We start from the raw sequence: 20,185 nt of genomic DNA, 5'->3' as shown, positions 1-20,185 counted from the left end.
GTTTATGATTCCATATTCTCTTCTAGCTCTCTTTGGTGATTCATATAAACTTCCTTTTTCAGATGCGTCCAGCCATCAACTTGCTCAATCAGGCCCTCTTTCATGAGTTTGCCCATAGCACGTTTAAAGGAGGCCTTGCTCATGTTAAAGCGATCCTTAATCTCTTCTGGTGTGGATTTATCTGTGTATGGCATCGCTCCACGTTCCTTTAGCACACCTAAAAGGATTTGAGCATCAATTCCATAGCGTACCTCTTTACGTTCCTGCATGGACCCATTCAAGCGGCCATCTTCACGTACATAGCTGACCCGAGCTCGTACTCTTTGTCCCATACGTAAGGATTCTGTCATTTCATCCTCATGAATAAATAAAATATGCTTATCGTCAGTAAATACGAATACACCTTCCATAAACACCCGGTAAACAATACCTTCTACCCATTTATTCTTCATTTCGCTAGTTGCATTCCGAGATAGCTCCCAAATGACATTTTCAGCGGCTGGCTCTCCTAAAAGACGACCGTGCTTGTCACGCTTTAAGGTCACCAAAAGTTTATCCCCAACCTGTGGCCACTCTTCCCATTGCATAGGCAGATCATCTTTAAATACTAACAGGTCTTTTTGAATTCCATTATGTAAGAAAACACCTACGCGTGTGGAGACATCCACAACATCTAACCATTGATACTCGCCCTCTCTGACCAGAGGCATTTGCATCGTTGCTGCCAAGCGATTCTCATGGTCGTGATACAAAAAGACTTTTACAGTATCGCCTACCTCTAGCTGATCTGTCGCTTCATTTTGATGCAATAAAATTTCTACGTCGCCATCTGTTAAGAAATAGCCATACTCTTCCACTCTAGAAACAGGCAAAGAAACAATCGTCCCTGCCATGTATTTCGTAGATTGAGCTGGCATCGTCTTTTCAGAAAAGCATGCGTTCCTGCTATCTCCTCTGTATCCGGCACGAGTTGAGCTAAAACGGCCGCCTTGCTGTCTGCCGCTGCCTCCACCGCTTCTGACACCGCGTCCTCCTCTTCCCTGTCCGTCTCTATTACCAAACTGTCGTTTATCTCTCATTTCGTCACTTCCTACTCTATGTCACGCTCAATATATTCCGTAAGGTTATCCCTTCGTCCCCTCATTATACACAATCTGTTGGTGCGTTCCACGTGAGACTTCACCGCTTGTACGGATTTTGTAAAAAATAAATACAAAATGTAGCTTTTTCGCTCCTTGAAGCTGTATCCAAAGAACAGCTTTCCTTACATCATTTACAATAAACATCTTTCTAAACTTTTATCCATAAAAACAGCAAGTCCGACTACTTATCTGCATACACTTGTCTTATCGAGTAGGAATCATGCTAAGAGGGGAGAAGAGCATGCTAGCATATATAGAATCGATTTTTCTTGGTATCATTCAAGGCTTTACTGAATTTTTGCCTATATCAAGTACAGGACATCTTGTCTTGTTTGGCAAATTGTTCGGACTACGTGAAGCTGGTCTGCTATTTGATACATTACTGCATCTAGGTACATTGTTTGCCGTTGTTATTGTCTATTGGGATGAACTTCTCTATGTGATTCGCAATCCATTCAGCAAATTAACTCGACTGTTGATCGTAGGTACCATTCCAACTGGCATTATTGGTCTGACTTTCAAGGATTATTTCGAGGAGATTTCACAGACAGGGCAAACCATCGGGGTAGAGTTCCTTGCTACAGGGCTAATTCTATGGGCCGTGGAATCCATGCGCAAGGGGACACGAGCTTTTGAACAAATCAATTACATAGATGCCTTATTCATTGGTGCTTTACAAGGAGCCGCTATTTTACCTGCTATTTCCCGTTCTGGCCTCACAATTGCTGGTGCATTGCTAAGAGGAATTGATCGTAATGATGCCGCGCGTTTTTCCTTTTTGCTATCTCTTCCCGCTATCTTAGGAGCATGCGTTTTACAGGCAAAGGATTTGGCTGAGATGTCTGTGCTACCAAACGGTATTATTCCTATGCTAGTTGGAGCTATCTTTGCAGGTATAACAGGATATATCGCTATTCGTTGGATGATTAAACTGATCAGTAGTGGGTCACTGAAGGTCTTTGCCTATTATGTATTCGCTTTAGGCACTTGCATAATTGTATTACAATGGTTCGGAAAATGGTAACGTTCTTTTGTTATCTAGCAGACAAAAAGCGCACAGGAGCTTACTCTTCTGTACGCTTTTTTTACTGTAGGTGCAAGCTTTTTCGTTTGTAAAGAGACTGGCCCTACCGGTTTCCTTCTCGTTGTTTCTCATGATAACGCTGGGCAACCATTTTCATTACCATGAACAGTACAGCATATACAGATACGGCTAATAACGAAGTAGCAAACCACGTCGGAGTCCCTAGGCTAAGATACATGACGATATGAGCAATAAACAATCCCACAATCCACGCTAATAAGTTAGCTCTCTGAAAAAAGTTCATTAGTGAACGCATATGACTCCTCCATCCTAGTGTTCCTAGGATTGGTATTGCCCAACTAATTAGCAAATATTCGTTGAAAAACCTCCATACTGCAATAAATGCGCTGTTCAAGCAAGCTGGCTTTTCACCATACGGCAAAGATACTTTAGGCTATCCTCTAGGAATTTCAACACGAACAAAGCTCTTTATTTTTCCTTCTCCGTCTATCCCAATCTGTATAGCATCATCTACCGCAGGCGAGCTTTTGGCATTTATACGCTGGTAGGTAATTACTCTGATGCCCTGTAAGACGTTATTTAGTTCAGCAGTGACTTGGCTAACGGATTGCTCATAAGGTAAATGAGATGCTATCTGATACTCACTAGCTTCTCTGCCCAGCATACTCTCAAGAAAAGCCTGAGCTTGTTTTACTGCTTCCCATTCGTTGGACAAGAGGGGGGCAGGCTGATTTTTTTCACTTATAGATAGGGCTCGTAATAAGCGCCCATTTTTACCGTTGATTGTAAGAGATAGCTTTTCATCTGTTCCTTTTGCCAATTGAACGTCCCAATATTCCCGACTTTCTTCTCGGCGAAATGTTCCTTTCACAATCTGATACTGGCTCCATGGCTCATAGCTATTGATCAGATGCTCAATTCTCTCGCGCCATTCTTTCGGCCAAGCCTTCTGAGGATCCTGCTGCTTCAATGGTCTAACTATTGTTCTCTCTCCACTTTTTCCCGTATTGTTAGGAAATGAGAACGCTGGCTTTATCATTTCGGCTTGTGCCCAGCCTGAGGTTGGAATCAGCAAGGCCGCCAGACAAGTGACGTAAAGCATTCCTATCATCTTCCGTCTCGGTCCCTTTCGTTTCATACATACTTCCTCCTTCGCTATACCTAGGATGAATTTACTTTATTAGACAGCTTTCAAAATCATTTGTTACAATAAAGTAATAAATTGGATAACCTTTACCCTAATGCTTTTGCGTATGAAATCAAGGAATACCTCATGAGACTGCAAGCTATCCGGACATAAATTCCTTGCTCATTTTTATCTAAATATTTACAATTAAAATACTATTTGACACCTACCAGAAAATAATCTATTGATTTTAAAATGAAGGGGGTAATCGCTATGAAATTACCAACGTGGGCTGAGTCTTATTTGCATAAAATACACCTGAAACAAGAAAAGCCTTCCTACCAATTTCTCCAAAAAATTTGTCGTAATCACCTATCAACAGTACCTTTTGAAAATATTAGTAAGCTGATTTACTATCGAGAATATAACCAAAACAACTTCTACATTCCCCCGTTAGATATTGTTACTCTGCACCTCTATACCATGCAATTTGGTGGAACATGCTACGTGCTTAATTCAACGTTGCAGCAGCTTTTATTAGAGCTTGGATTCTCAGCAAAATTACTTCCTGTTGGCCAAACACATATTGCTATTCTGGTTGATCATCCTGAGGAACCAGGCATACCTTTATATGTAGATTGTGCTTCTGCTGCTCCTTTTTTTACACCCGTTGATTTTATACGCAACCCGGACAATTGCAGTGAATACGCTGATATTGGCGTTCGTTTAGTTGCAGATACAAAAAATCCGGGACGCTATCTCTACAACCGGTACGTTAAAAATCAATTAACCGAACAGGACTGGACGTTTGACCCAACTGTCACGAAAAACCTGATCTACTTTAATAATACGGTGGCAAAATCATTTGATCTAGACAGAAAATTTATGTCTCTATTATTCATTCAATTATTCCAGCTAGATCAACATCGGAAGGTAACGATTCACAATAATGAATTTAGTATTGTAGATGAAAGCGGGAATGAACAGCTTATACTTCTGTCTAATACGGAAGAGATAGAGAAGGTCTTACAGGAGGAATTCAAGCTCCCCAGATTACCTGTAAGAGAAGCTGTCGAGGTTCTTGCTGAATTAGGAATTAACATCTTTGAAAAAAAGATAGAAAAGCAACAAAATAATTTGGTTTAAACATAATTCACCGTGTCGTCATTGTCAAATGGAGGAAAAAATAGTAGGATCATTTTCCACACATATTCTTGTAGAAAAACATTTGAAAAGCTGTGACCAGAGGAGGATTTTATGGCTAAACCACAATTTATTGATTTAAGCGTTACTCTAAGTCCCAACATAAAAGAGCCGTTACCGGCAAAAATTGATTATTCCTCCCACGAGGAAGGTGCCATTCAGGCAGCTCATATCCTAGGTCTTGAGCCTGGAGACTTTCCAGAGAAAAAAGCTTGGGCAACGGAGACAGTGACCGCAAATACTCATTCAGGAACACATGTTGACGCCCCTTGGCATTACTGGCCGACTTCAGAAGGTCAACCTTCCAAAACCATTGATGAGCTACCACTAGAATGGTTTTTTGCAGACGGTGTTGTATTTGATTTTAGTGACAAGGAATCCGGTTATGAAATTACGACGAATGACCTGATTCAAAAGCTAAAGGAAATGGATTATCAGCTAAAACCATACGATATTGTGTTAATTCGTTCCGATGCTGATAAAAAAATGATGGATGACAACTATGCTTACATTCATGTTGGCGTATCTGCCGAAGCAACTCGCTGGCTTATTGAGCAAGGAATCAAGGTCATGGGTACTGACGGCTGGGGCTGGGACATCCCTCTTACTATTCAAGCTGCGAATTACAAGCAAAAGCCACGGGAAGGACTTCTCTGGGCAGCTCATTACGTTGGAAGAGATAAAGAATATTGCCAAATCGAAAAGCTTGCTAACCTAGATAAAATCCCGACACCTTATGGCTTCAAAATCAGTTGTTTTCCCATTAAAATCGACAAAGCAAGTGGAGCTTGGACAAGGCCTGTAGCGATTATTGAAACCCCGTAGATACGACAAAAGACCAAAGGATATGAAGGTACTTATTCCAAAAAATTGACTACTCAATCTCAAATAGCCTTAGTCCCATTTGCTGGACTGAGGTTTATTTATTGCCCATGAAAAATCCCCTTTACCGCTTACCGTTGTGCTACTCACACAGGTAATGTAAAGGGGATGCTTTTTTACTTTATCGAGATGCTCTTCTTAGTAAACATTCACGGTGATGTTTACGTTCTTGTTACCGAATTTCACCTTAACAATTGCTTTACCAGCCTTGCGCGGAATAATTTTTCCGTTTTTAACTGTTACAATATCCGTATTCGTGCTTGTCCATGTTGCTTTAGAGGTAACATCCTCGTTTGATCCTGCTTTGTAGATAGCAGTAGCTTTTATTTCAAAATCATCATCGTCTTTGAACAGGTGTAGCTGCTGTGTCGTAACCAACAATTTATTCATTTGGTCGACTTGTACGCTTACAGTTGCCTTTTTGTTACCAAAGCTTGCTGTTACCGTAGCCGAACCCGCTTCTTTTGGTTTAATTAATCCTTTATCAACAGTAACTGCATTACCTTTTACCTGCCAAGTTACTTTATCTGTAACATTTTCCTTGGAAGAATCCGTATAAACAGCTGTCACAGAAACTTTTTTCGAATCATTTCGAAGCAAATCCACTTTTTTCGAGCTTACTTCCAATACTTTCAGCTTTTTGGATACCGTTACAGACGTGGTAACTGATTTACCCATATAGCTGGCTGTAATTACCGCTGTTCCTGCTCCTACAGCTTTTACTCTACCGTTAGTAACAGTTGCTACCGAACTGTTTGACGTACTCCAAGCTGCCTTGGAAGTGACAGAAACAGGTCTTCCTACTGTGTATTGTGCACTTAGAGTAAGTGATTTCGTGTTTCCTGCTTCAAGTGCCAGAGTATTGGCTGAAATCTTCAAAGAAGACAGAACCTTCTCGGCAGGCTTGGTTGCAGGCTTGGTTGCGGCTTCCAAAACGGAAGTAGTCGGCATGCCAAAGGCCATACAAATAGCTAAACCCAATCCAAATATCTTATAAAACCTATTCTTTCTCATTCGTTCACCCATCCTCTAACTATATTAACGTAAATGAAATTGATATCTCATATAATTATATCGGCAAAGAAGGGGAACTTGTAAAGACCAAAAACCAATTTTTTGTAATATTAACCATGAATAAAAGCTTTACGCACACGATCCCAAAAGGTTAGTCGCTTGTATCGAGCAAATTTGACCTTTTGAGGACCAACACGACAGGTGATTGAATCAACATTTTTCCAAACGCCCTGCTCTCGATCCATGCCAAGCATGATTTCAGGATTCATAATAATCAGCTCTACCTGATGGTGCTTAGGTAAAACTAGTGCGCTGTTTATCGTCCGATAGGATTGATTATTGATGGAAGCAATTTCTGCTAGCTGGATTGCCTCTAGGGAAGGATGCAGCAAGGCACCATCCACCGCTTTATTATAAGCAGTGCTACCTGAAGGCGATGAAATAATAAGACCGTCTCCGCGAAAATGTTCAAATTCTTGCTCATTAATAAAAACGGAGACTACCAAGGAAGAAAGGCTGGCATTGCGAATGACTAGTTCATTTAGTGCCCACTTCTCCAATAGCTGTCCATCCTTGGTGCGAATTTGACAGGAAACAGTTGGGTATTCGGCTATTAAAGGGTCTACCTGTTCCAAGGCCTCAGCAAATTCATCCAATTGATCAGGATGCCAGTCCGCATAAAATCCCAAATGGCCCGTATGAATCCCAATATAATGCGGCTCGAATCCATATTGATGAACAGCTTCCAGCATGGTTCCATCACCTCCAATAGACAAAACCATATCCGGTTTTTCTTGACTATTGGCACCTAAAAAACGATAGGAACGCGAAGTGGAAGCAGCCAGCTTTTCACGCAACCTTATATCCACCTGACGTGTATGATCATCATTACGTAAAACCGTTGCGATTTTCATTTCGTTAAAATCCTTTCTCTTTTGCGATAACCTTGATTTCATATTCATCATACTATTGCAAGTAGCTATCAGCAAATGAGTTAACAACTATTTTACAAAAGGTCGAGAATTTCTCTTTTCCTCATTCTCCCGCAAATATCGTCTGCTCTAATCTATTCAACAGTTCTTCAGCCTGTACAATGTATGTCGATTCTATATCCGCATCTTTATTAATGGGTTCTTGAAACTGATTAAACATAGAGGAAACGACCGAAGCGGCTGCATAATCAGTATCATCATCAGATCCGGTTTGGTAGATATGCTTCAGGACAAATGGTTGTTCAAAGCGTAAAACAGCTTGAGGCTGATCCAGCTCGCCGCTCACTACCTGTACAGGTAAACGTAAGAACACCATGCCTTTATCATCGAGCTTGCGATCCAAGAAGCCACTTCTATATTCCCAATTGGACAAAGTAAAGCCTTCTTTCCCCAACGTCTCCATAAGATCACCGTATGTCGCTTGTTTCCCTTCAATTTGACTTGCTATTTGTTTCATCGAAGCTACCCCTTTCCTTTCTTCTTATCCGTATAGCCTTCTCCAAATCACTTTGATTTAATTAGCATCCATCATTTACCATCAGTAACTTTTAAAGGAATTCAATGCTCTGTGTCGAAAGGGAAGGACAAGAAGAAATCATCAATTTACAACATGTACCTACTCGGAAAGGAATTTTATTTTTGTGAAACGAATCTTGCTAACACTATCGCTACTTTCAATTACGCTCGGAGGAAGCCAGCTAGAAGCAGCCACCGGCTCAAATGTATCGGCAGCTCCAAAGGTAACGGCTACACAAAAGGTAGTTAGCTATTATGCCGAAAATTATCCAGGTGATTTAGCCGCCTATACCTCCCTGCATCATTACCAGGATAGAATCTCTGACGTCGCCTTCTTTAACTACAATGCTACCAAGGAAGGCTATTTGGTAGGAGACCTGCCTAAAACAGCGTTACAGTTAACGAAAGATACAAAAAAGGGCAGCTTTTTAGTCATTACGAATCATGGGAAAAAATTATTTGATAAGGAAATCGTCCATTCGATCCTGGCCAACAAGGACTATAAAGCGCGTTTTATCCAACAAGTCCTTACCACCGTACAGCAAAATCAATTGTCAGGTGCTAATCTTGATTTTGAAAATGTTCCGGCCGAAGATCGTCAGGCCTATTCCTCGTTCGTTGGAAGCTTAGCAGACCAGCTTCATGCGATTAAAAAGCAATTAATCGTCTCTGTGCCTGCTAAAACAAACGATGACCCTGCTATCTTCTGGGTATATGGCTTTGATTTAAAAGCACTGGGTGCCAAGGCCGACTATCTTCAACTAATGACGTATGATGAGCATGGAACTTGGTCAGAGGAAGGTCCAGTTGCCTCCTACAATTGGGTGGAGGATGTTATACGCTATAGCGTCTCTCAAGTACCAGCCTATAAGTTATTAATGGGTATTCCAAGCTATGGCTACGAGTGGAGTACCGAGAAAAAAAGGGCAATCAGCTTTCGTAATATACCTGCCATCATTAAGGAAAATCAAGCCGTTCCAGCATGGCATGATACATATAAATCGCCCTATCTGCACTATATGAAAAACGGCGTTTGGCATACCCTTTGGTATGAGAATGAATATAGTATCGCCGCTAAACGTAGCTTGGCTCTAAAGTACAAGCTGGCTGGCTTTGCCGTTTGGCGCCTCGGATATGAGAATGACACTTTTTGGACGGCGCTTCTTCCTAAGTCATAAATGAAACTGGTTTTTCCATTCCAAAAGCCGTCAGCATTTCAAGTTGCTGACGGCTTTTGAGCTATTCTATACGAATGCCAAGCTGACTTTCGACACTTCCTTACTAGGTACATGCTTCATCTTATCCAGCTTCCAGGTCCCTAGCTCCTTCAGCAGAAAATAGACGATCTGCCGCCCATCTGGTCGCTTATACAAGATGTAGCCGTCCCGTTTACCAAGAAAGGTCATAGGCAATAGATAAACTTGCTTTTGAATCGCTTCTTTTTGGGAGAGCAATTCCTGATTCAGCAAGAGTAAGGCATGATCAGGATCATCGCGATATTGGTGAGCAATTTGGTAATATCCGATTTGCTGATAGCCAGCCAGTTTTATTTGAAAGTAATCCTCAAATTCCTTTTGTACCTGTTGCTCCTCCACCTTGCGCTTTTCCTCCCACTCGTCGCCTTGATGAGAATATCCAGTCAATTGTACCCCGTTTGGGTGTACTGCAAGCTTAATCGTTTCAATTGCAAAAGGCGGTGAATGATTTCTCTCATAGGTTTTCACCTGAAAAACAGCTTCAAAGGAATGAGGCTGATTGGTTAGACGAGAGACACCTACCACCTTGGCTGAGGATAGATCATAGGCTCGTGGATAACCATAGTAGTCAGTGATTGCTTTGATTACATGGGGATTCATCGTCAAAATAAGAGCTCCTTGTATCGGATCAGAAGGTACAGGAGATGGTAGTTGAGCCCATGCGATCTCTGAAGAGGTAGATACAGTAAACAGAAGCACAGTAAAAGCAACTATCGCCATATGCTGCCATCTATTTGCCCATTGCTTCATCTGCGATCATCTCCTTTTTCTGTTAACCTTCCTCAAACTCCCATGCTTTATGAAAAGGGTGAGCGCCTTCTCCTCATTTTTCCTCGGACGAAACAAGACTGAACCTATTAGGCAAGAAAAGATTCATATGCTCTGTTTCATCTGAACTGGCATATTCGGCGATCAGCTTCGCCGTAATCGGCGCTAACAGGATTCCATTCCGGTAGTGTCCGCAGGCTAGCGTTAGCCCACTCCAGTTTGGAACTGGCCCTAAAATAGGATGTCCATCAGCCGTAGCAGGCCGTAATCCTGCCCAAGCCTGTAAAAATGGAGCTTCGGAAATCGCTGGTACAATTGACATTGCCCCCGTTAATACTTTCGAAACACCATAAACAGTGGAAGAGCGATCAAAGCCGGCTAAATCTTCTGTAGCTCCAACAATAATTCGTCTATCCTGCTTAGGCACTAGATAGCCGTTTTTTCCAAAGACTACATGGGAAAGAGGCAAATGATTCGAATCAACCGCCGCGATTTGTCCCCTTACTGGATAGACAGGTACATCCACTCCCACCTGACGTAAGATATCAGCAGTCCACGCCCCGGCTGCTACAATCACGTGATTAGCTTCCAGCTCCCCTTTCTCTGTTACAACGCCAGTCATTTTCCTTCCAGTATGCTTTAATCTGATTACAGCAGTATTTTGGAATAAACGAACATGTCGGTTTTTGGCCTGTATCACTAGGGCTTCTACTAACAGACGGTTATTGATGTCAGCCTCGTGTGGAGAATAGATGGCTTGGCGTACCATTTTTGATAGATGTGGCTCTTGTTTCTGCACTTCTTTTCCAGACAACAATCGGATATCATAACCTTCAGACTTTTGCCACTGGTAGCGCTCCTGCAACCACTCCTCCTCCATGTCGGTCATGGCTACTGTCAAAATACCTGCTGTAGATAGCTGGCAATCAATGCCGGTAGCCTCCTTCAGTTCAAGCACCCAATTCTTATATAGCTCCAATGAACGTATTCCCATGTCAAGAAGTGGCCCTGGCTTCGTAAATTCCTTTAAAGGAGCAAGCATTCCCGCCGCTGCAACGGATGCCTCCCCTCCAAACACTCCCTTTTCGATGAGAGTAACCGTCATGCCTACATGAGCAAGTTCCGTGGCAATCGCCAAACCAATAATTCCTCCGCCAATCACAATGATGTCTGAACAGCTTTTCATTGTTCTTCACCCTTTCTCGTATCTACTGAGTGGGGAATCGATTGGCTCTCTACACAAAGAAATGAAAAAACCCACTTCTCCGCGTAGGAAAAGTGGGAAATCACTTAACACCAAATCTAACCACTTCCCTTCGCCAGCATGACCTGGATCAGGTAAAAAGGGTCAACAGACACGCTCTGTCCTCTCAGCCCTGCAAGTTAGGACTCCCCCAGTAGATCAATGTGAAATTATTAATCTTCGTCCTTGTAATCATAGCTTTCAGGAATTGGCTCGAATTTTTCCGCCTCTTCAAAAGCCTTCAGTCTCTCTAGCTCCTCCATATGATAAGTAAACTGCTCCTTATTAATAAAGTAGTCCTCACCATTATGGACGGCACGGATACGTCTCTCCGCTATCTTTTCTCGTATAAACCATTCAGGCATATCCAGATAAGCAGCTGTTTCCTTTACAGTTAAATACATGGTTTACTGTCCTTTTAAGCGGGCCTCCAGCTCAGCCTTCTGCTTTTCAAAACCTGGCTTACCAAGAAGTGCGAACATGTTCGCTTTATAAGCCTCTACGCCAGGCTGATCAAATGGGTTCACACCTAGCAGATAACCGCTGATGCCGCATGCTTTTTCAAAGAAATAAAGAAGCTCACCAATATGATACGCTGATAGCTCAGGCAATTCAACTACAAGGTTAGGAACGCCGCCGTCCATGTGCGCTAACATCGTGCCTTCCATTGCCTTTTTGTTAACAAAATCCATGCCTTTTCCACTAAGGAAGTTCAAGCCATCTAAATTAGCGGCATCCTGCATGATTTCAACGTCAGTCGCCGGTTGTGCAACGGAAAGCACCGTTTCAAACAAATTGCGCGAGCCGTCTTGAATAAATTGCCCCATAGAATGAAGGTCAGCAGAGAAATCAGCAGCAGCCGGGAAGATTCCGCGACCATCCTTCCCTTCAGACTCTCCAAACAACTGCTTCCACCATTCATTAAAATAATGGAATTGAGGTTCGTAGCTTACTAGCATCTCAATTTGCTTCCCTTTACGTAATAAGCAATTGCGGATAGCAGCATATTGATAGCATTCATTTTCTTCAAGAGCTGGATTCATATAGCGCTGACGAGCTGCCTGTGCCCCACTCATCAAGGCATCGATATCTGCACCTGATACAGCGATAGGCAACAATCCTACTGCTGTTAAAACAGAGAAGCGTCCACCAACATTATCTGGAATAACGAAGCTCTCATAACCTTCTTCGTTCGCTACTTGCTTCAAAGCCCCGCGCGCTTTATCTGTTGTTGCGTAAATGCGTTTACGCGCTTCTTCCTTGCCATACTTTTTCTCCATGAACTCACGGAAAATACGGAAAGCGATAGCTGGCTCTGTAGTGGTTCCGGATTTAGAAATAATGTTGACCGAAACCTCCTTGCCTTCAATAACCTGCATAAGGTGAGTCAAATAGACAGGGCTAATATTATTACCCACGAAATAAATCTCAGGTGCTTTGCGCTGTTCTTTTGTTAAAGAGTTATAGAATGTATGCCCTAGTACATCAATTACTGCCTTAGCTCCAAGGTAGGAGCCTCCGATACCAATAACGAGCAATACATCAGAATCAGCCTTGATTTTTTCTGCCGCCGCTTTAATACGTGCGTATTCTTCTTTATCATATGTATCCGGTAGGTCTACCCAGCCTAGATAATCGCTACCTGCACCTGTACCCTCATGTAATTGTTGATGCGCTATCCCTACAGCCGCTTCTAAATGCTTCATTTCGTGTTCGGAAACGAATGGCAATGCTTTGTCATAACTAAAACGGATCGCTTTTGTCACGATAATACCCCCTGAATCGTAAGTTGCACAACTAATAATAAACTGATGTTTATTATTGTACGCGATATCCTCTCTATTCTATCACGCAGAATTTAACGGAATCACGTCAATTTCAAAATCAGTCTCTTCTAAATATTATTATAATAATGTTATTCCTTACGTTTTACTGATTTAACATAAATTTTTGTAACCATTTAGCAGTTGATGCGTAAATCCATTGTAAACAAATTTTTTAAGGAGGCTATTATGAAGAAACGTTGGTGGGGTGTTATTGCAGCTGGAGTACTAGTCGCCGGCGCCTATGGTTATTTGAAATTGACCGCTGTCGACGCAACAGGCCTTCCTGTTTCCGTCATTCCTGTTGTAAAAGGAAGCATTGAAAACAAAGTAATGGCATCAGGAATGGTTAAAGCAAAGCAAGAGGTTACGCTTTTCTCCCCAAATAATGGGACCTTGCTGCAATTTAACGTACAAGAAGGGGACAAGGTTACAGCAAATCAAGTCATTGCTCGTATAGATGTTACCGATCTATCAAGCGAAATGGCATCCATTGATGCGCAAATCGCTTCGCAGCATGCTGAACTAAATCGTGTTAAATCAGGCAAAGAACCTGAAACGATTGCCCAACAGGAAGAACGCGTTCGTCAAGAGAAAGAAAAGGTTGACTCTGCCGAGAAGGAATACAACCGTACCAAACAATTGGTAGAGGCTGGTGCTTCTCCTGCCACTGATTTGGACAAGGCTAAGGACTCATTATCCCAAGCGCAATCATCTCTTAAAATGTCCCAGAGCGAATTAGCCCTCAATAAAAAAGGTCCAAAAAGCACAGATATTGCTTCCGTTCAAGCACAGATTAACCAGCTACAGGTAAAAAAAGCGGAGCTAGCGAAGCAAAGCTCTCAATCCACCGTGGTGGCTCCTTTCTCCGGTACCGTTTTAAAGGTGGATGCTAAGAATGGTCAAGCCGTGACGAAGGGTACAGAAATAATTACGATGGGTGATGTGACAAAATTACAAGTAGTAGCAGATATTAACGAATCAGATGTAAAAGAGCTTCAAATGGGACAAAAAGCACTTGTAAGCGGCACTTCTATGGGCAAAGAAAAAGCAGCAGCTACGGTAACCCGTATTTCACCGCTGGCTACAAAGATTCAAAAAGGGGAAACGACAGGAAAAACAAAAGTAAATGTCACATTGGAATTGGATCAGGCTGTCTCTGTGCTAAAACCTGGCTTTAATGTCGATGTGGATATTATGATCACCAATAAAAACAACATTCTTGTTGTCCCTTTCCAAGCGGTTGTGAATGATCCAAGCGGTTCCTTTGTCTGGGTCGTAGAAAATGGTCTGGCGAAAAAACGTCCCGTACAAACCGGTACAGAAAGTGACTTGAATGTAGAAATCACAAGCGGTCTAAATGAAGGAGACAGTGTCATTAGCAGCCCTTCCGCTGATTTGATGGAAGGCATGCCTGTAATGGCAATGGAAGCAGGCGTACCTGGAGCAGTATAAAAGGAGGGAAACAGATGCTAACCGTTACTGATATTCGTAAGACCTTTATGAACGGTGATTCTGAGCTACCCATCCTAAAAGGAGTTAATTTTACCGTTAATAAAGGGGAATTCGTCGCAATCATGGGGCCCTCTGGTTCTGGTAAATCCACCTTTATGAACATGCTGGGTTGCTTGGATCGCCCCTCTTCCGGTTCTTATGTACTGGACGGAGTAGAGGTCACTACCTTAAACGAAAATCAACAAGCTGATCTTCGAAACCAAAAAATTGGGTTCGTCTTTCAGGCATTTAATCTATTGCCGCGTATTTCTGCGATTCGCAATGTAGAATTGCCTATGCTCTATGCAGGCATCTCGGCAAGCGAACGCAAAAAACGTGCAGAAGAAGCGCTCATTAGCGTAGGGCTAAAAGAGCGTATGGAACACAAGCCGCCTATGATGTCCGGCGGTCAAAAGCAACGTGTAGCCATCGCCCGTTCTCTCGTGAATCGCCCGGCGATTTTGCTAGCGGATGAACCAACGGGAAACCTGGACAGCCGTTCTACTAGAGAGGTTATGGCCATTTTCCAAGAATTGCACGCACAGGGAGTTACCATTATTCTGGTTACGCATGAATTGGATACCGCCCAGCATGCAGAACGTATTGTTGTCTTTAAAGATGGTGTCATTATGAAGGATGAAAAAGTAAAAGAACGACTCTTTGCTGTCGCAGATGAAAACGAGGTGTTCGCTACATGAACCTCATCGAAAGCTTTCGCATTGCTATAGATGGTATTTGGTCCAATAAATTGCGTTCCATTTTAACCATGCTAGGAATTATTATCGGCATCGCTTCCGTCATTGCCATTATGACAATGGGTAAGGGCGGAAAAGAAATGATGACAAGTCAGTTCGGAAATGTAGCCGATGCTAAGTTTACCGCGATGGTAAGCTGGGAGACCGAAGAACCTGTCAAGGATGATGATTTGACCATTGATGATGCCGTTACCCTGGAAAGAATTAATCCTTACGTTCAAAATGTCATGGCTCAAATCTACGGTAGCGGAACCATCAAGGATAAGAAAAAGGATATCAGTGCTCAAGTATATGGGACAACGGCCAACTTATTAGAGGTAAATTCGAGCTATAAGATTGAGAAGGGTCGTTTCTACACCAGAGATGACGATAAAGAACAGCGAGATGTTGTGGTATTAGACAAGGGCTTAGCAGATAAATTGTTTCCTCAGGGAAATGCTGTAGGAAATCGGATTTACATGTCAGATGCCTCCTTTGTGGTCATTGGGGTTCTAAAAAATGATATGCAGGGCTTTATGGGCGGCGGCATGCAGGATCTGGTGTACATGCCGGCACGAACCTATCTTAACCATAACGAAAAAGCAACGGTAAACATGTTCCATATTCAGGCCAAATCAAATGCTACGATTCAAGCCGCGATGGACTTTACCAAGCAATATCTAAATCGTGTACATAAGCATACCGATCATTACACGATAAAAAACAGCGCCGATGATCTAAAAGAGATCACGAAGATGCTTGACATGCTTACAATGGTCTTCTCGGTTATCGCTGGAATTTCTCTTTTAGTGGGCGGTATCGGGGTAATGAACATCATGCTCGTCTCCGTAACGGAGCGCACACGCGAAATCGGGATTCGAAAAGCCCTAGGTGCCAAAAAACGGGATATCCTGACCCAATTTTTGATCGAATCCATTATTGTCTGCTTAATTGGTGGCGGTGTAGGGGTAGGTCTTGGACTTGGGTTAGCTTCGATTATTATCTCATTTGCAGGCATGCCTCCTGTTACATCCTGGGATAGTATTCTGATCGCATTTGGCTTCTCTAGTGCAATCGGGATCTTCTTTGGAATCTATCCGGCAAACAAAGCAGCCAAGCTGGATCCAATTGAAGCATTGCGTTACGAATAATCGGAAGAGAAAGTACGAAATAAACCACGTAACAGGCTGGATCCCTTCAGGGTTTCAGCCTGTTTTTTTATATAAATTGACAGATTATTTTAATTTTTATAAAACCCCTTTACAAATTGGATAAATTAACTAAAATGAAAAATGTATAGATATTTATACTGACCAGTCAAACTAAAAAGAGAGACATGAAAAGAGGGACTAACATGAAAAAAGCTATGTTGACTCTAGGAGTAGCTGCCGTAGGATCATTACTGATGGTAAGCTCTGCATTTGCTGCAGAAGCAAATTATTTGTTCAAACTACCTGCTAACACAGCTCAGACCGTAGCTGATCCCGTAGTGGACAAATCGATCGAAAAGTATTTTCCAGCAATTCTGCCAACTACTCAACAACAAAGCAACGTAACGGATTCAAACTTCAGCAAGTTTTTCCCTGCTATGTTACCTGTAGCACCTCAAGCCGATCAGCCAGCAGCAAATACTATTCAAAAGTTCTACCCAGCTATGTTGCCAACACAAGAAGTAGCTCCGGCATCTGGAAATGAAGCCGTGAAAAAATTCTATCCAAACGTACTTCCAGAGACGACACAAGAAGCACCAACACAAAAACCAAGCCATATTATTTTTGGCTAATGCGAATATAATGAAAAGGCCCGCGAGTGTGCGGGCCTTTTTCTTTCCTCAAAACAGGTGCTATTTATTATGATCTTCTGACCGCATTTTTCGAGCATTTAGTCTATCTACTATAGAGCGTCCTCGCTCACGTATCGATTCTTCCCGCACCTTTAGGGTATTTTTTTTCATCATCCCATTTTTAGAGGTGTCTGGTCGTCGGTCTTCTGGTTTCAAGAGTACTTACTGCCCCCTTTTTTTTCGTAATCCGCTAAAAGCTCACCGAAGCTTTTATTTTTCTCTCGTTCCTCTAATTCTTTGCGGCGTTTTTCCGCTTCTTCGCGTGCCTGCTTTTCTTTTCCTTCCTTCAATTCCTTTTCCATTTGCTTTAACTTACTTAGAGCATTTTCGCCTAGCAAATCCTTAAAGCTATTTCCTGATTTATCCGAAGCCAAAGCATCCTGTGCCGGTTTCGTTTGATTTTGTGTGCGATTCCCACGTTTTTTTGCCATAGTGACTACCAACCTTTCCAACTTTATCTCTCATTTATTGTACCATTTTAGGTCATACTACAAGCGAGAAAATCATTGGAGGGATTCACATGGTGCGAAACAAATCAAAGGACTTTGGAAAAACCGCAGATATACAAGGTCCAAAATCACGATCCGAGGCTGTGCGCTCTAATGGTTCAATTAATGCTGAGCCCCAAGAACGGATGAAAGAAAACCGCTAATTTGCAGGGTACAATACGTTCATAAAGGAGGTTTTTTATGAAAAGCAAGCCTCCAGCAGATAGGAATCCACTTGCTGTTGATCAAACACTGCCGCATCAAATCAATGCGCCTGACTTTAAGCAGGCACACATTAGCATGCAGGCTCCCTTTGTTAACCAATACGGGATTATGATTGGGGATAGCGCCTATAATTCCGCCGATTCTCCGATAAACAATTGGTCCCGCGATGTCGACCCTGCTATCATGTCAGGTCCAGAATGGGTACATCCCACCAATGACATTGGCTGGAATACCCGAGAAAACCGTGAGCTACTGGAAAAACAACAGCTTCGGAAGAAAAAGGACATGTTTACCCATTTGGATAAAGACGTAAGCTATCACACCGATTAAGATAAAAGCCAGCATCTTCTTCTAACAAGGAAAGGTGCTGGTTTTTTATGCTACAATAACAAAAGCAATTGAATGCCAGAAAGGAAACGATCTCAATGAAACTTCAATTAACAATAACGCCTGAATTTTCAAAGGCATATCAAAAATATGCTGGGTTTATCCCTGGTGAAACCATTCGTCTGTATGTTAGAACCTCTGGACCAGGTACTGGGGGGTTGTTTTATGCTGTAGAAAAGGATCAGCTTCAATCCGATGATGCCCTCTATGAAGTAGCAGGTCTGCGCTTCGTGATTCGCCCCAGTGATTTTTGGTATTTTGATGGAGGTACCTTATCATATGATGAGCAGTTAGGAGAATACGGCTTTATGTTTACGAATCCGGGTTTGCAACCTTAGGAAACCATTCTGTATGTTGAATCGTATTAGTAAAGAAACCACGTATTTCCAGGAGGAATTCAAATCATGTCCGCCAAATCCAAAAATGCAAATCGTTCGATTTTAGTAGCGATAGGGCTGTTTTTACTGACAAAGTTTAAATTTATTTTTCTCTTTTTGAAAGGATTTAAATTTACAGGGACCATTATCAGCATGGGAGTTGCTCTTTATTTTTATGCTGTTGTATTTGGATGGAAATTTGCAGTCGCCCTTATCTACTTGGTTTTTATTCATGAATTAGGACACGTAATTGCCGCGCGGATCAAAGGAATTAATACAGGCTTGCCCATGTTTATTCCTTTTGTTGGAGCTTTCATTCAGTTAAAAGAATTGCCGCGCGATGCAACAACAGAAGCTTTTCTCGCCTATGGGGGACCATTCGCAGGATTACTCTCGTTTTTGCCCGCCATCCCACTATATATCTATACAGAAGACCCATTATGGGCATTAGTCATTCATTTGGGAGCGATTCTTAACCTATTTAATTTACTTCCGGTTTCTCCACTAGATGGAGGCCGCATCGTAGGAGTTTTGTCCCCTAATATTTGGTTTTTAGGTTTACTTATTTTAGGAGCTTTTATCTTCTTTTCACCAAGTCCTATGCTCGTGCTGATTTTCATCTTTGGGATGTTTTCGTGGTGGTCGCATCTTACCAGCGATTACAAACATAAACAGCTTCAATATGAACGTGATAAATGGGAGCAGCTTCATCAGGAGCTTTCGCGTTGGATCGTTGAGCCTCCTACATCGCAGGAAAGATACGATCTACAACGTTTATACCTGCAAACGCAAAAAGCTCAGCCAAAAAAGCCCTTTACTTTTCCTTTGTTTCAGGAAGAGAAAAAATTGGCTTATAAGAAGCTCCAGCTTGATCGCCAATTTATCATAAAACGCTGGGAGTTATTAGTCGCTCACGAGCAAGAGCAATATCGGAATGAGTGGAATCAATATTCCGATACTACTGCATCAGCTACAGAAGCTCAGGCCGTTTCTGAACACACTGCAAATGCTGAGGATCATATTCCCCCAACAGAGCAGGATACGTTCCAAGCTGAGCAGGGAATTTTACAACACACCATATCCAGTACGGAATTAAAGCTAGCTGACATGAATAAAGAACTGGAACACCAGGCTGGTTACTATGAAGCAAGCGCTGCTACGCGTTGGAAGGTGTTACTTGCTTATCTAGTGCTAGCCGGACTGTTAGCCGCTTTTTACTTCTATTCTGATCAAATGTTATTAGAATGGCGACAGGTAATGAAAACAGCATAGTTTGTAGAAAAAAAGACAAAATCACCGCTTGCTTGTAAGCAGAGATTTTGTCTTTTTGTTTGGGGAATGACCGAGAACAGCAATCGGTCTATTATTTCCTTTTAATGTGCGGTTGCATTTTTTTTACTAGTTCTTCTTCACTATTCCCAATAAACCAACGTCCATTTGCATAAATAAAAGCTCGCTTTAAGCAATGACCGCACATATTTTGACAGCCGATTTCTACCTTCGCATCCGGAACCATCTCTTTTAACCGTTCCGCGAATTCTTCGGCGTTGTATCCTTTGCACTCATCACAGATGCGTAGATCATTTGACATTCTACATGTTCCTTTCTACAGACGAAAGCCCAGTGT

General features: G+C 42.2%; 24 protein-coding genes and 1 riboswitch. Of the genes, 12 read left to right on the top strand and 12 right to left on the bottom strand.

The genetic code is table 11. The annotated features are described in order from the left end of the window. Positions 1–2: 2 nt before the first annotated feature. Positions 3–1,079, bottom strand: a complete 1,077-nt coding sequence (locus tag GOP56_RS19295) for a CvfB family protein (RefSeq protein WP_163246325.1) — start codon at positions 1,077–1,079, stop codon at positions 3–5. A 304-nt stretch (positions 1,080–1,383) separates the two neighbouring features. Here GOP56_RS19295 and GOP56_RS19290 point away from each other — a divergent pair, with 304 nt between their 5' ends. Beyond that, positions 1,384–2,166 carry an undecaprenyl-diphosphate phosphatase gene (locus GOP56_RS19290; protein WP_163246324.1) on the top strand — a complete coding sequence of 261 codons (783 nt, stop codon included), beginning with the start codon at positions 1,384–1,386 and terminating at the stop codon, positions 2,164–2,166. Between the two features lie 103 nt (positions 2,167–2,269). Here the strand turns inward: GOP56_RS19290 and GOP56_RS19285 are convergent, their stop codons facing one another. Further along, a complete protein-coding gene (locus tag GOP56_RS19285; RefSeq protein ID WP_022585681.1) occupies positions 2,270–2,482 on the bottom strand; it encodes a hypothetical protein in 213 nt (70 codons plus the stop codon). Positions 2,483–2,620: 138 nt separating this feature from the next. Further along, positions 2,621–3,325 (bottom strand): hypothetical protein, encoded by a 705-nt coding sequence (locus tag GOP56_RS19280; RefSeq protein ID WP_163246323.1) that lies wholly within the window; start codon positions 3,323–3,325, stop codon positions 2,621–2,623. A gap of 261 nt (positions 3,326–3,586) precedes the next feature. On the opposite strand from GOP56_RS19280, the gene GOP56_RS19275 reads away from it, so the two are divergent. Further along, positions 3,587–4,459 (top strand): arylamine N-acetyltransferase, encoded by an 873-nt coding sequence (locus tag GOP56_RS19275; protein ID WP_163246322.1) that lies wholly within the window; start codon positions 3,587–3,589, stop codon positions 4,457–4,459. A 111-nt stretch (positions 4,460–4,570) separates the two neighbouring features. Further along, positions 4,571–5,341 (top strand): cyclase family protein, encoded by a 771-nt coding sequence (locus GOP56_RS19270; protein ID WP_121473439.1) that lies wholly within the window; start codon positions 4,571–4,573, stop codon positions 5,339–5,341. A 195-nt stretch (positions 5,342–5,536) separates the two neighbouring features. Here the strand turns inward: GOP56_RS19270 and GOP56_RS19265 are convergent, their stop codons facing one another. The 3 genes from GOP56_RS19265 to GOP56_RS19255 all read right to left on the bottom strand — a co-directional run bounded on the left by GOP56_RS19265 (position 5,537) and on the right by GOP56_RS19255 (position 7,861). Further along, positions 5,537–6,412, bottom strand: coding sequence for an Ig-like domain-containing protein (locus GOP56_RS19265; RefSeq protein WP_035318908.1), 876 nt, complete (start codon positions 6,410–6,412; stop codon positions 5,537–5,539). A 110-nt stretch (positions 6,413–6,522) separates the two neighbouring features. Continuing rightward, a complete protein-coding gene (locus tag GOP56_RS19260; RefSeq protein ID WP_371807975.1) occupies positions 6,523–7,326 on the bottom strand; it encodes an NAD kinase in 804 nt (267 codons plus the stop codon). Positions 7,327–7,447: 121 nt separating this feature from the next. After that, on the bottom strand, positions 7,448–7,861 hold the full coding sequence (locus GOP56_RS19255; RefSeq protein ID WP_003335489.1) for a YugN family protein: 414 nt from the start codon (positions 7,859–7,861) through the stop codon (positions 7,448–7,450). Positions 7,862–8,045: 184 nt separating this feature from the next. Here GOP56_RS19255 and GOP56_RS19250 point away from each other — a divergent pair, with 184 nt between their 5' ends. After that, positions 8,046–9,098, top strand: coding sequence for a glycosyl hydrolase family 18 protein (locus GOP56_RS19250; protein WP_163246320.1), 1,053 nt, complete (start codon positions 8,046–8,048; stop codon positions 9,096–9,098). 66 nt (positions 9,099–9,164) lie between these two features. On the opposite strand, the gene GOP56_RS19245 is transcribed toward GOP56_RS19250, so the two are convergent. The 4 genes from GOP56_RS19245 to GOP56_RS19230 form a co-directional block, all read right to left on the bottom strand. Beyond that, positions 9,165–9,926, bottom strand: coding sequence for a DUF3888 domain-containing protein (locus GOP56_RS19245; RefSeq protein ID WP_163246319.1), 762 nt, complete (start codon positions 9,924–9,926; stop codon positions 9,165–9,167). A gap of 73 nt (positions 9,927–9,999) precedes the next feature. Further along, the gene (gene thiO, locus GOP56_RS19240) at positions 10,000–11,130 is read right to left on the bottom strand and encodes a glycine oxidase ThiO (RefSeq protein WP_163246318.1); all 1,131 of its coding nucleotides are present in this window, start codon (positions 11,128–11,130) and stop codon (positions 10,000–10,002) included. 108 nt (positions 11,131–11,238) lie between these two features. Then, positions 11,239–11,350, bottom strand: a riboswitch (TPP riboswitch). Positions 11,351–11,360: 10 nt separating this feature from the next. Then, complete coding sequence (locus tag GOP56_RS19235; protein WP_003335494.1) at positions 11,361–11,591, bottom strand: excisionase family DNA-binding protein; 231 nt, start codon at positions 11,589–11,591, stop codon at positions 11,361–11,363. 3 nt (positions 11,592–11,594) lie between these two features. After that, positions 11,595–12,953, bottom strand: a complete 1,359-nt coding sequence (locus tag GOP56_RS19230) for a glucose-6-phosphate isomerase (RefSeq protein WP_163246317.1) — start codon at positions 12,951–12,953, stop codon at positions 11,595–11,597. Between the two features lie 246 nt (positions 12,954–13,199). On the opposite strand from GOP56_RS19230, the gene GOP56_RS19225 reads away from it, so the two are divergent. The 4 genes from GOP56_RS19225 (at position 13,200) to GOP56_RS19210 (ending at position 17,021) form a co-directional block, all read left to right on the top strand. Further along, positions 13,200–14,465: an efflux RND transporter periplasmic adaptor subunit gene (locus GOP56_RS19225; protein ID WP_163246316.1), complete on the top strand. Its 1,266-nt coding sequence runs from the start codon at positions 13,200–13,202 to the stop codon at positions 14,463–14,465. 14 nt (positions 14,466–14,479) lie between these two features. After that, positions 14,480–15,202 carry an ABC transporter ATP-binding protein gene (locus GOP56_RS19220; protein WP_022586554.1) on the top strand — a complete coding sequence of 241 codons (723 nt, stop codon included), beginning with the start codon at positions 14,480–14,482 and terminating at the stop codon, positions 15,200–15,202. Then, positions 15,199–16,389 carry an ABC transporter permease gene (locus tag GOP56_RS19215; protein WP_096887958.1) on the top strand — a complete coding sequence of 397 codons (1,191 nt, stop codon included), beginning with the start codon at positions 15,199–15,201 and terminating at the stop codon, positions 16,387–16,389. The genes GOP56_RS19220 and GOP56_RS19215 overlap by 4 nt, the downstream gene beginning before the upstream one ends. A gap of 203 nt (positions 16,390–16,592) precedes the next feature. Beyond that, on the top strand, positions 16,593–17,021 hold the full coding sequence (locus GOP56_RS19210) for a hypothetical protein (RefSeq protein WP_035319078.1): 429 nt from the start codon (positions 16,593–16,595) through the stop codon (positions 17,019–17,021). 212 nt (positions 17,022–17,233) lie between these two features. Here GOP56_RS19210 and GOP56_RS19205 read toward each other — a convergent pair whose 3' ends face one another. Then, positions 17,234–17,512 carry a DUF3886 domain-containing protein gene (locus tag GOP56_RS19205; RefSeq protein WP_003335502.1) on the bottom strand — a complete coding sequence of 93 codons (279 nt, stop codon included), beginning with the start codon at positions 17,510–17,512 and terminating at the stop codon, positions 17,234–17,236. 89 nt (positions 17,513–17,601) lie between these two features. Between GOP56_RS19205 and sspK the strand changes: the two genes are divergently transcribed. The 4 genes from sspK (at position 17,602) to GOP56_RS19185 (ending at position 19,830) form a co-directional block, all read left to right on the top strand. Next, positions 17,602–17,733 (top strand): small acid-soluble spore protein K, encoded by a 132-nt coding sequence (gene sspK, locus GOP56_RS19200; protein ID WP_022586277.1) that lies wholly within the window; start codon positions 17,602–17,604, stop codon positions 17,731–17,733. A gap of 37 nt (positions 17,734–17,770) precedes the next feature. Next, positions 17,771–18,124: a DUF3905 domain-containing protein gene (locus GOP56_RS19195; RefSeq protein WP_163246315.1), complete on the top strand. Its 354-nt coding sequence runs from the start codon at positions 17,771–17,773 to the stop codon at positions 18,122–18,124. Positions 18,125–18,219: 95 nt separating this feature from the next. Further along, a complete protein-coding gene (locus GOP56_RS19190; RefSeq protein ID WP_003335504.1) occupies positions 18,220–18,519 on the top strand; it encodes an iron-sulfur cluster biosynthesis family protein in 300 nt (99 codons plus the stop codon). Positions 18,520–18,585: 66 nt separating this feature from the next. Continuing rightward, positions 18,586–19,830, top strand: a complete 1,245-nt coding sequence (locus tag GOP56_RS19185; RefSeq protein WP_163246314.1) for a site-2 protease family protein — start codon at positions 18,586–18,588, stop codon at positions 19,828–19,830. Between the two features lie 91 nt (positions 19,831–19,921). On the opposite strand, the gene GOP56_RS19180 is transcribed toward GOP56_RS19185, so the two are convergent. Then, on the bottom strand, positions 19,922–20,149 hold the full coding sequence (locus GOP56_RS19180) for a DUF1450 domain-containing protein (protein WP_163246313.1): 228 nt from the start codon (positions 20,147–20,149) through the stop codon (positions 19,922–19,924). Between the last annotated feature and the right edge of the window lie 36 nt (positions 20,150–20,185).

It is taken from the genome of Brevibacillus sp. 7WMA2, from assembly GCF_010748895.1.
GTDB lineage: Bacteria > Bacillota > Bacilli > Brevibacillales > Brevibacillaceae > Brevibacillus_B > Brevibacillus_B halotolerans.
This window is presented reverse-complemented; position numbering and strand designations above follow the sequence as displayed.

Excerpts from the sequence above, each read along its gene's own strand:
- GOP56_RS19190 (WP_003335504.1), top strand. The coding sequence starts at position 18,220 with ATGAAACTTCAATTAACAATAACGCCTGAATTTTCAAAGGCATATCAA.
- GOP56_RS19280 (WP_163246323.1), bottom strand. The coding sequence starts at position 3,325 with ATGAAACGAAAGGGACCGAGACGGAAGATGATAGGAATGCTTTACGTC.
- GOP56_RS19235 (WP_003335494.1), bottom strand. The coding sequence starts at position 11,591 with ATGTATTTAACTGTAAAGGAAACAGCTGCTTATCTGGATATGCCTGAA.
- thiO (WP_163246318.1), bottom strand. The coding sequence starts at position 11,130 with ATGAAAAGCTGTTCAGACATCATTGTGATTGGCGGAGGAATTATTGGT.
- GOP56_RS19195 (WP_163246315.1), top strand. The coding sequence starts at position 17,771 with ATGAAAAGCAAGCCTCCAGCAGATAGGAATCCACTTGCTGTTGATCAA.
- GOP56_RS19215 (WP_096887958.1), top strand. The coding sequence starts at position 15,199 with ATGAACCTCATCGAAAGCTTTCGCATTGCTATAGATGGTATTTGGTCC.
- GOP56_RS19270 (WP_121473439.1), top strand. The coding sequence starts at position 4,571 with ATGGCTAAACCACAATTTATTGATTTAAGCGTTACTCTAAGTCCCAAC.
- GOP56_RS19260 (WP_371807975.1), bottom strand. The coding sequence starts at position 7,326 with ATGAAAATCGCAACGGTTTTACGTAATGATGATCATACACGTCAGGTG.
- GOP56_RS19265 (WP_035318908.1), bottom strand. The coding sequence starts at position 6,412 with ATGAGAAAGAATAGGTTTTATAAGATATTTGGATTGGGTTTAGCTATT.
- GOP56_RS19185 (WP_163246314.1), top strand. The coding sequence starts at position 18,586 with ATGTCCGCCAAATCCAAAAATGCAAATCGTTCGATTTTAGTAGCGATA.
- GOP56_RS19220 (WP_022586554.1), top strand. The coding sequence starts at position 14,480 with ATGCTAACCGTTACTGATATTCGTAAGACCTTTATGAACGGTGATTCT.
- GOP56_RS19290 (WP_163246324.1), top strand. The coding sequence starts at position 1,384 with ATGCTAGCATATATAGAATCGATTTTTCTTGGTATCATTCAAGGCTTT.
- GOP56_RS19180 (WP_163246313.1), bottom strand. The coding sequence starts at position 20,149 with ATGTCAAATGATCTACGCATCTGTGATGAGTGCAAAGGATACAACGCC.
- GOP56_RS19225 (WP_163246316.1), top strand. The coding sequence starts at position 13,200 with ATGAAGAAACGTTGGTGGGGTGTTATTGCAGCTGGAGTACTAGTCGCC.
- GOP56_RS19275 (WP_163246322.1), top strand. The coding sequence starts at position 3,587 with ATGAAATTACCAACGTGGGCTGAGTCTTATTTGCATAAAATACACCTG.
- GOP56_RS19205 (WP_003335502.1), bottom strand. The coding sequence starts at position 17,512 with ATGGCAAAAAAACGTGGGAATCGCACACAAAATCAAACGAAACCGGCA.
- GOP56_RS19285 (WP_022585681.1), bottom strand. The coding sequence starts at position 2,482 with ATGCGTTCACTAATGAACTTTTTTCAGAGAGCTAACTTATTAGCGTGG.
- GOP56_RS19245 (WP_163246319.1), bottom strand. The coding sequence starts at position 9,926 with ATGAAGCAATGGGCAAATAGATGGCAGCATATGGCGATAGTTGCTTTT.
- sspK (WP_022586277.1), top strand. The coding sequence starts at position 17,602 with ATGGTGCGAAACAAATCAAAGGACTTTGGAAAAACCGCAGATATACAA.
- GOP56_RS19210 (WP_035319078.1), top strand. The coding sequence starts at position 16,593 with ATGAAAAAAGCTATGTTGACTCTAGGAGTAGCTGCCGTAGGATCATTA.
- GOP56_RS19255 (WP_003335489.1), bottom strand. The coding sequence starts at position 7,861 with ATGAAACAAATAGCAAGTCAAATTGAAGGGAAACAAGCGACATACGGT.
- GOP56_RS19295 (WP_163246325.1), bottom strand. The coding sequence starts at position 1,079 with ATGAGAGATAAACGACAGTTTGGTAATAGAGACGGACAGGGAAGAGGA.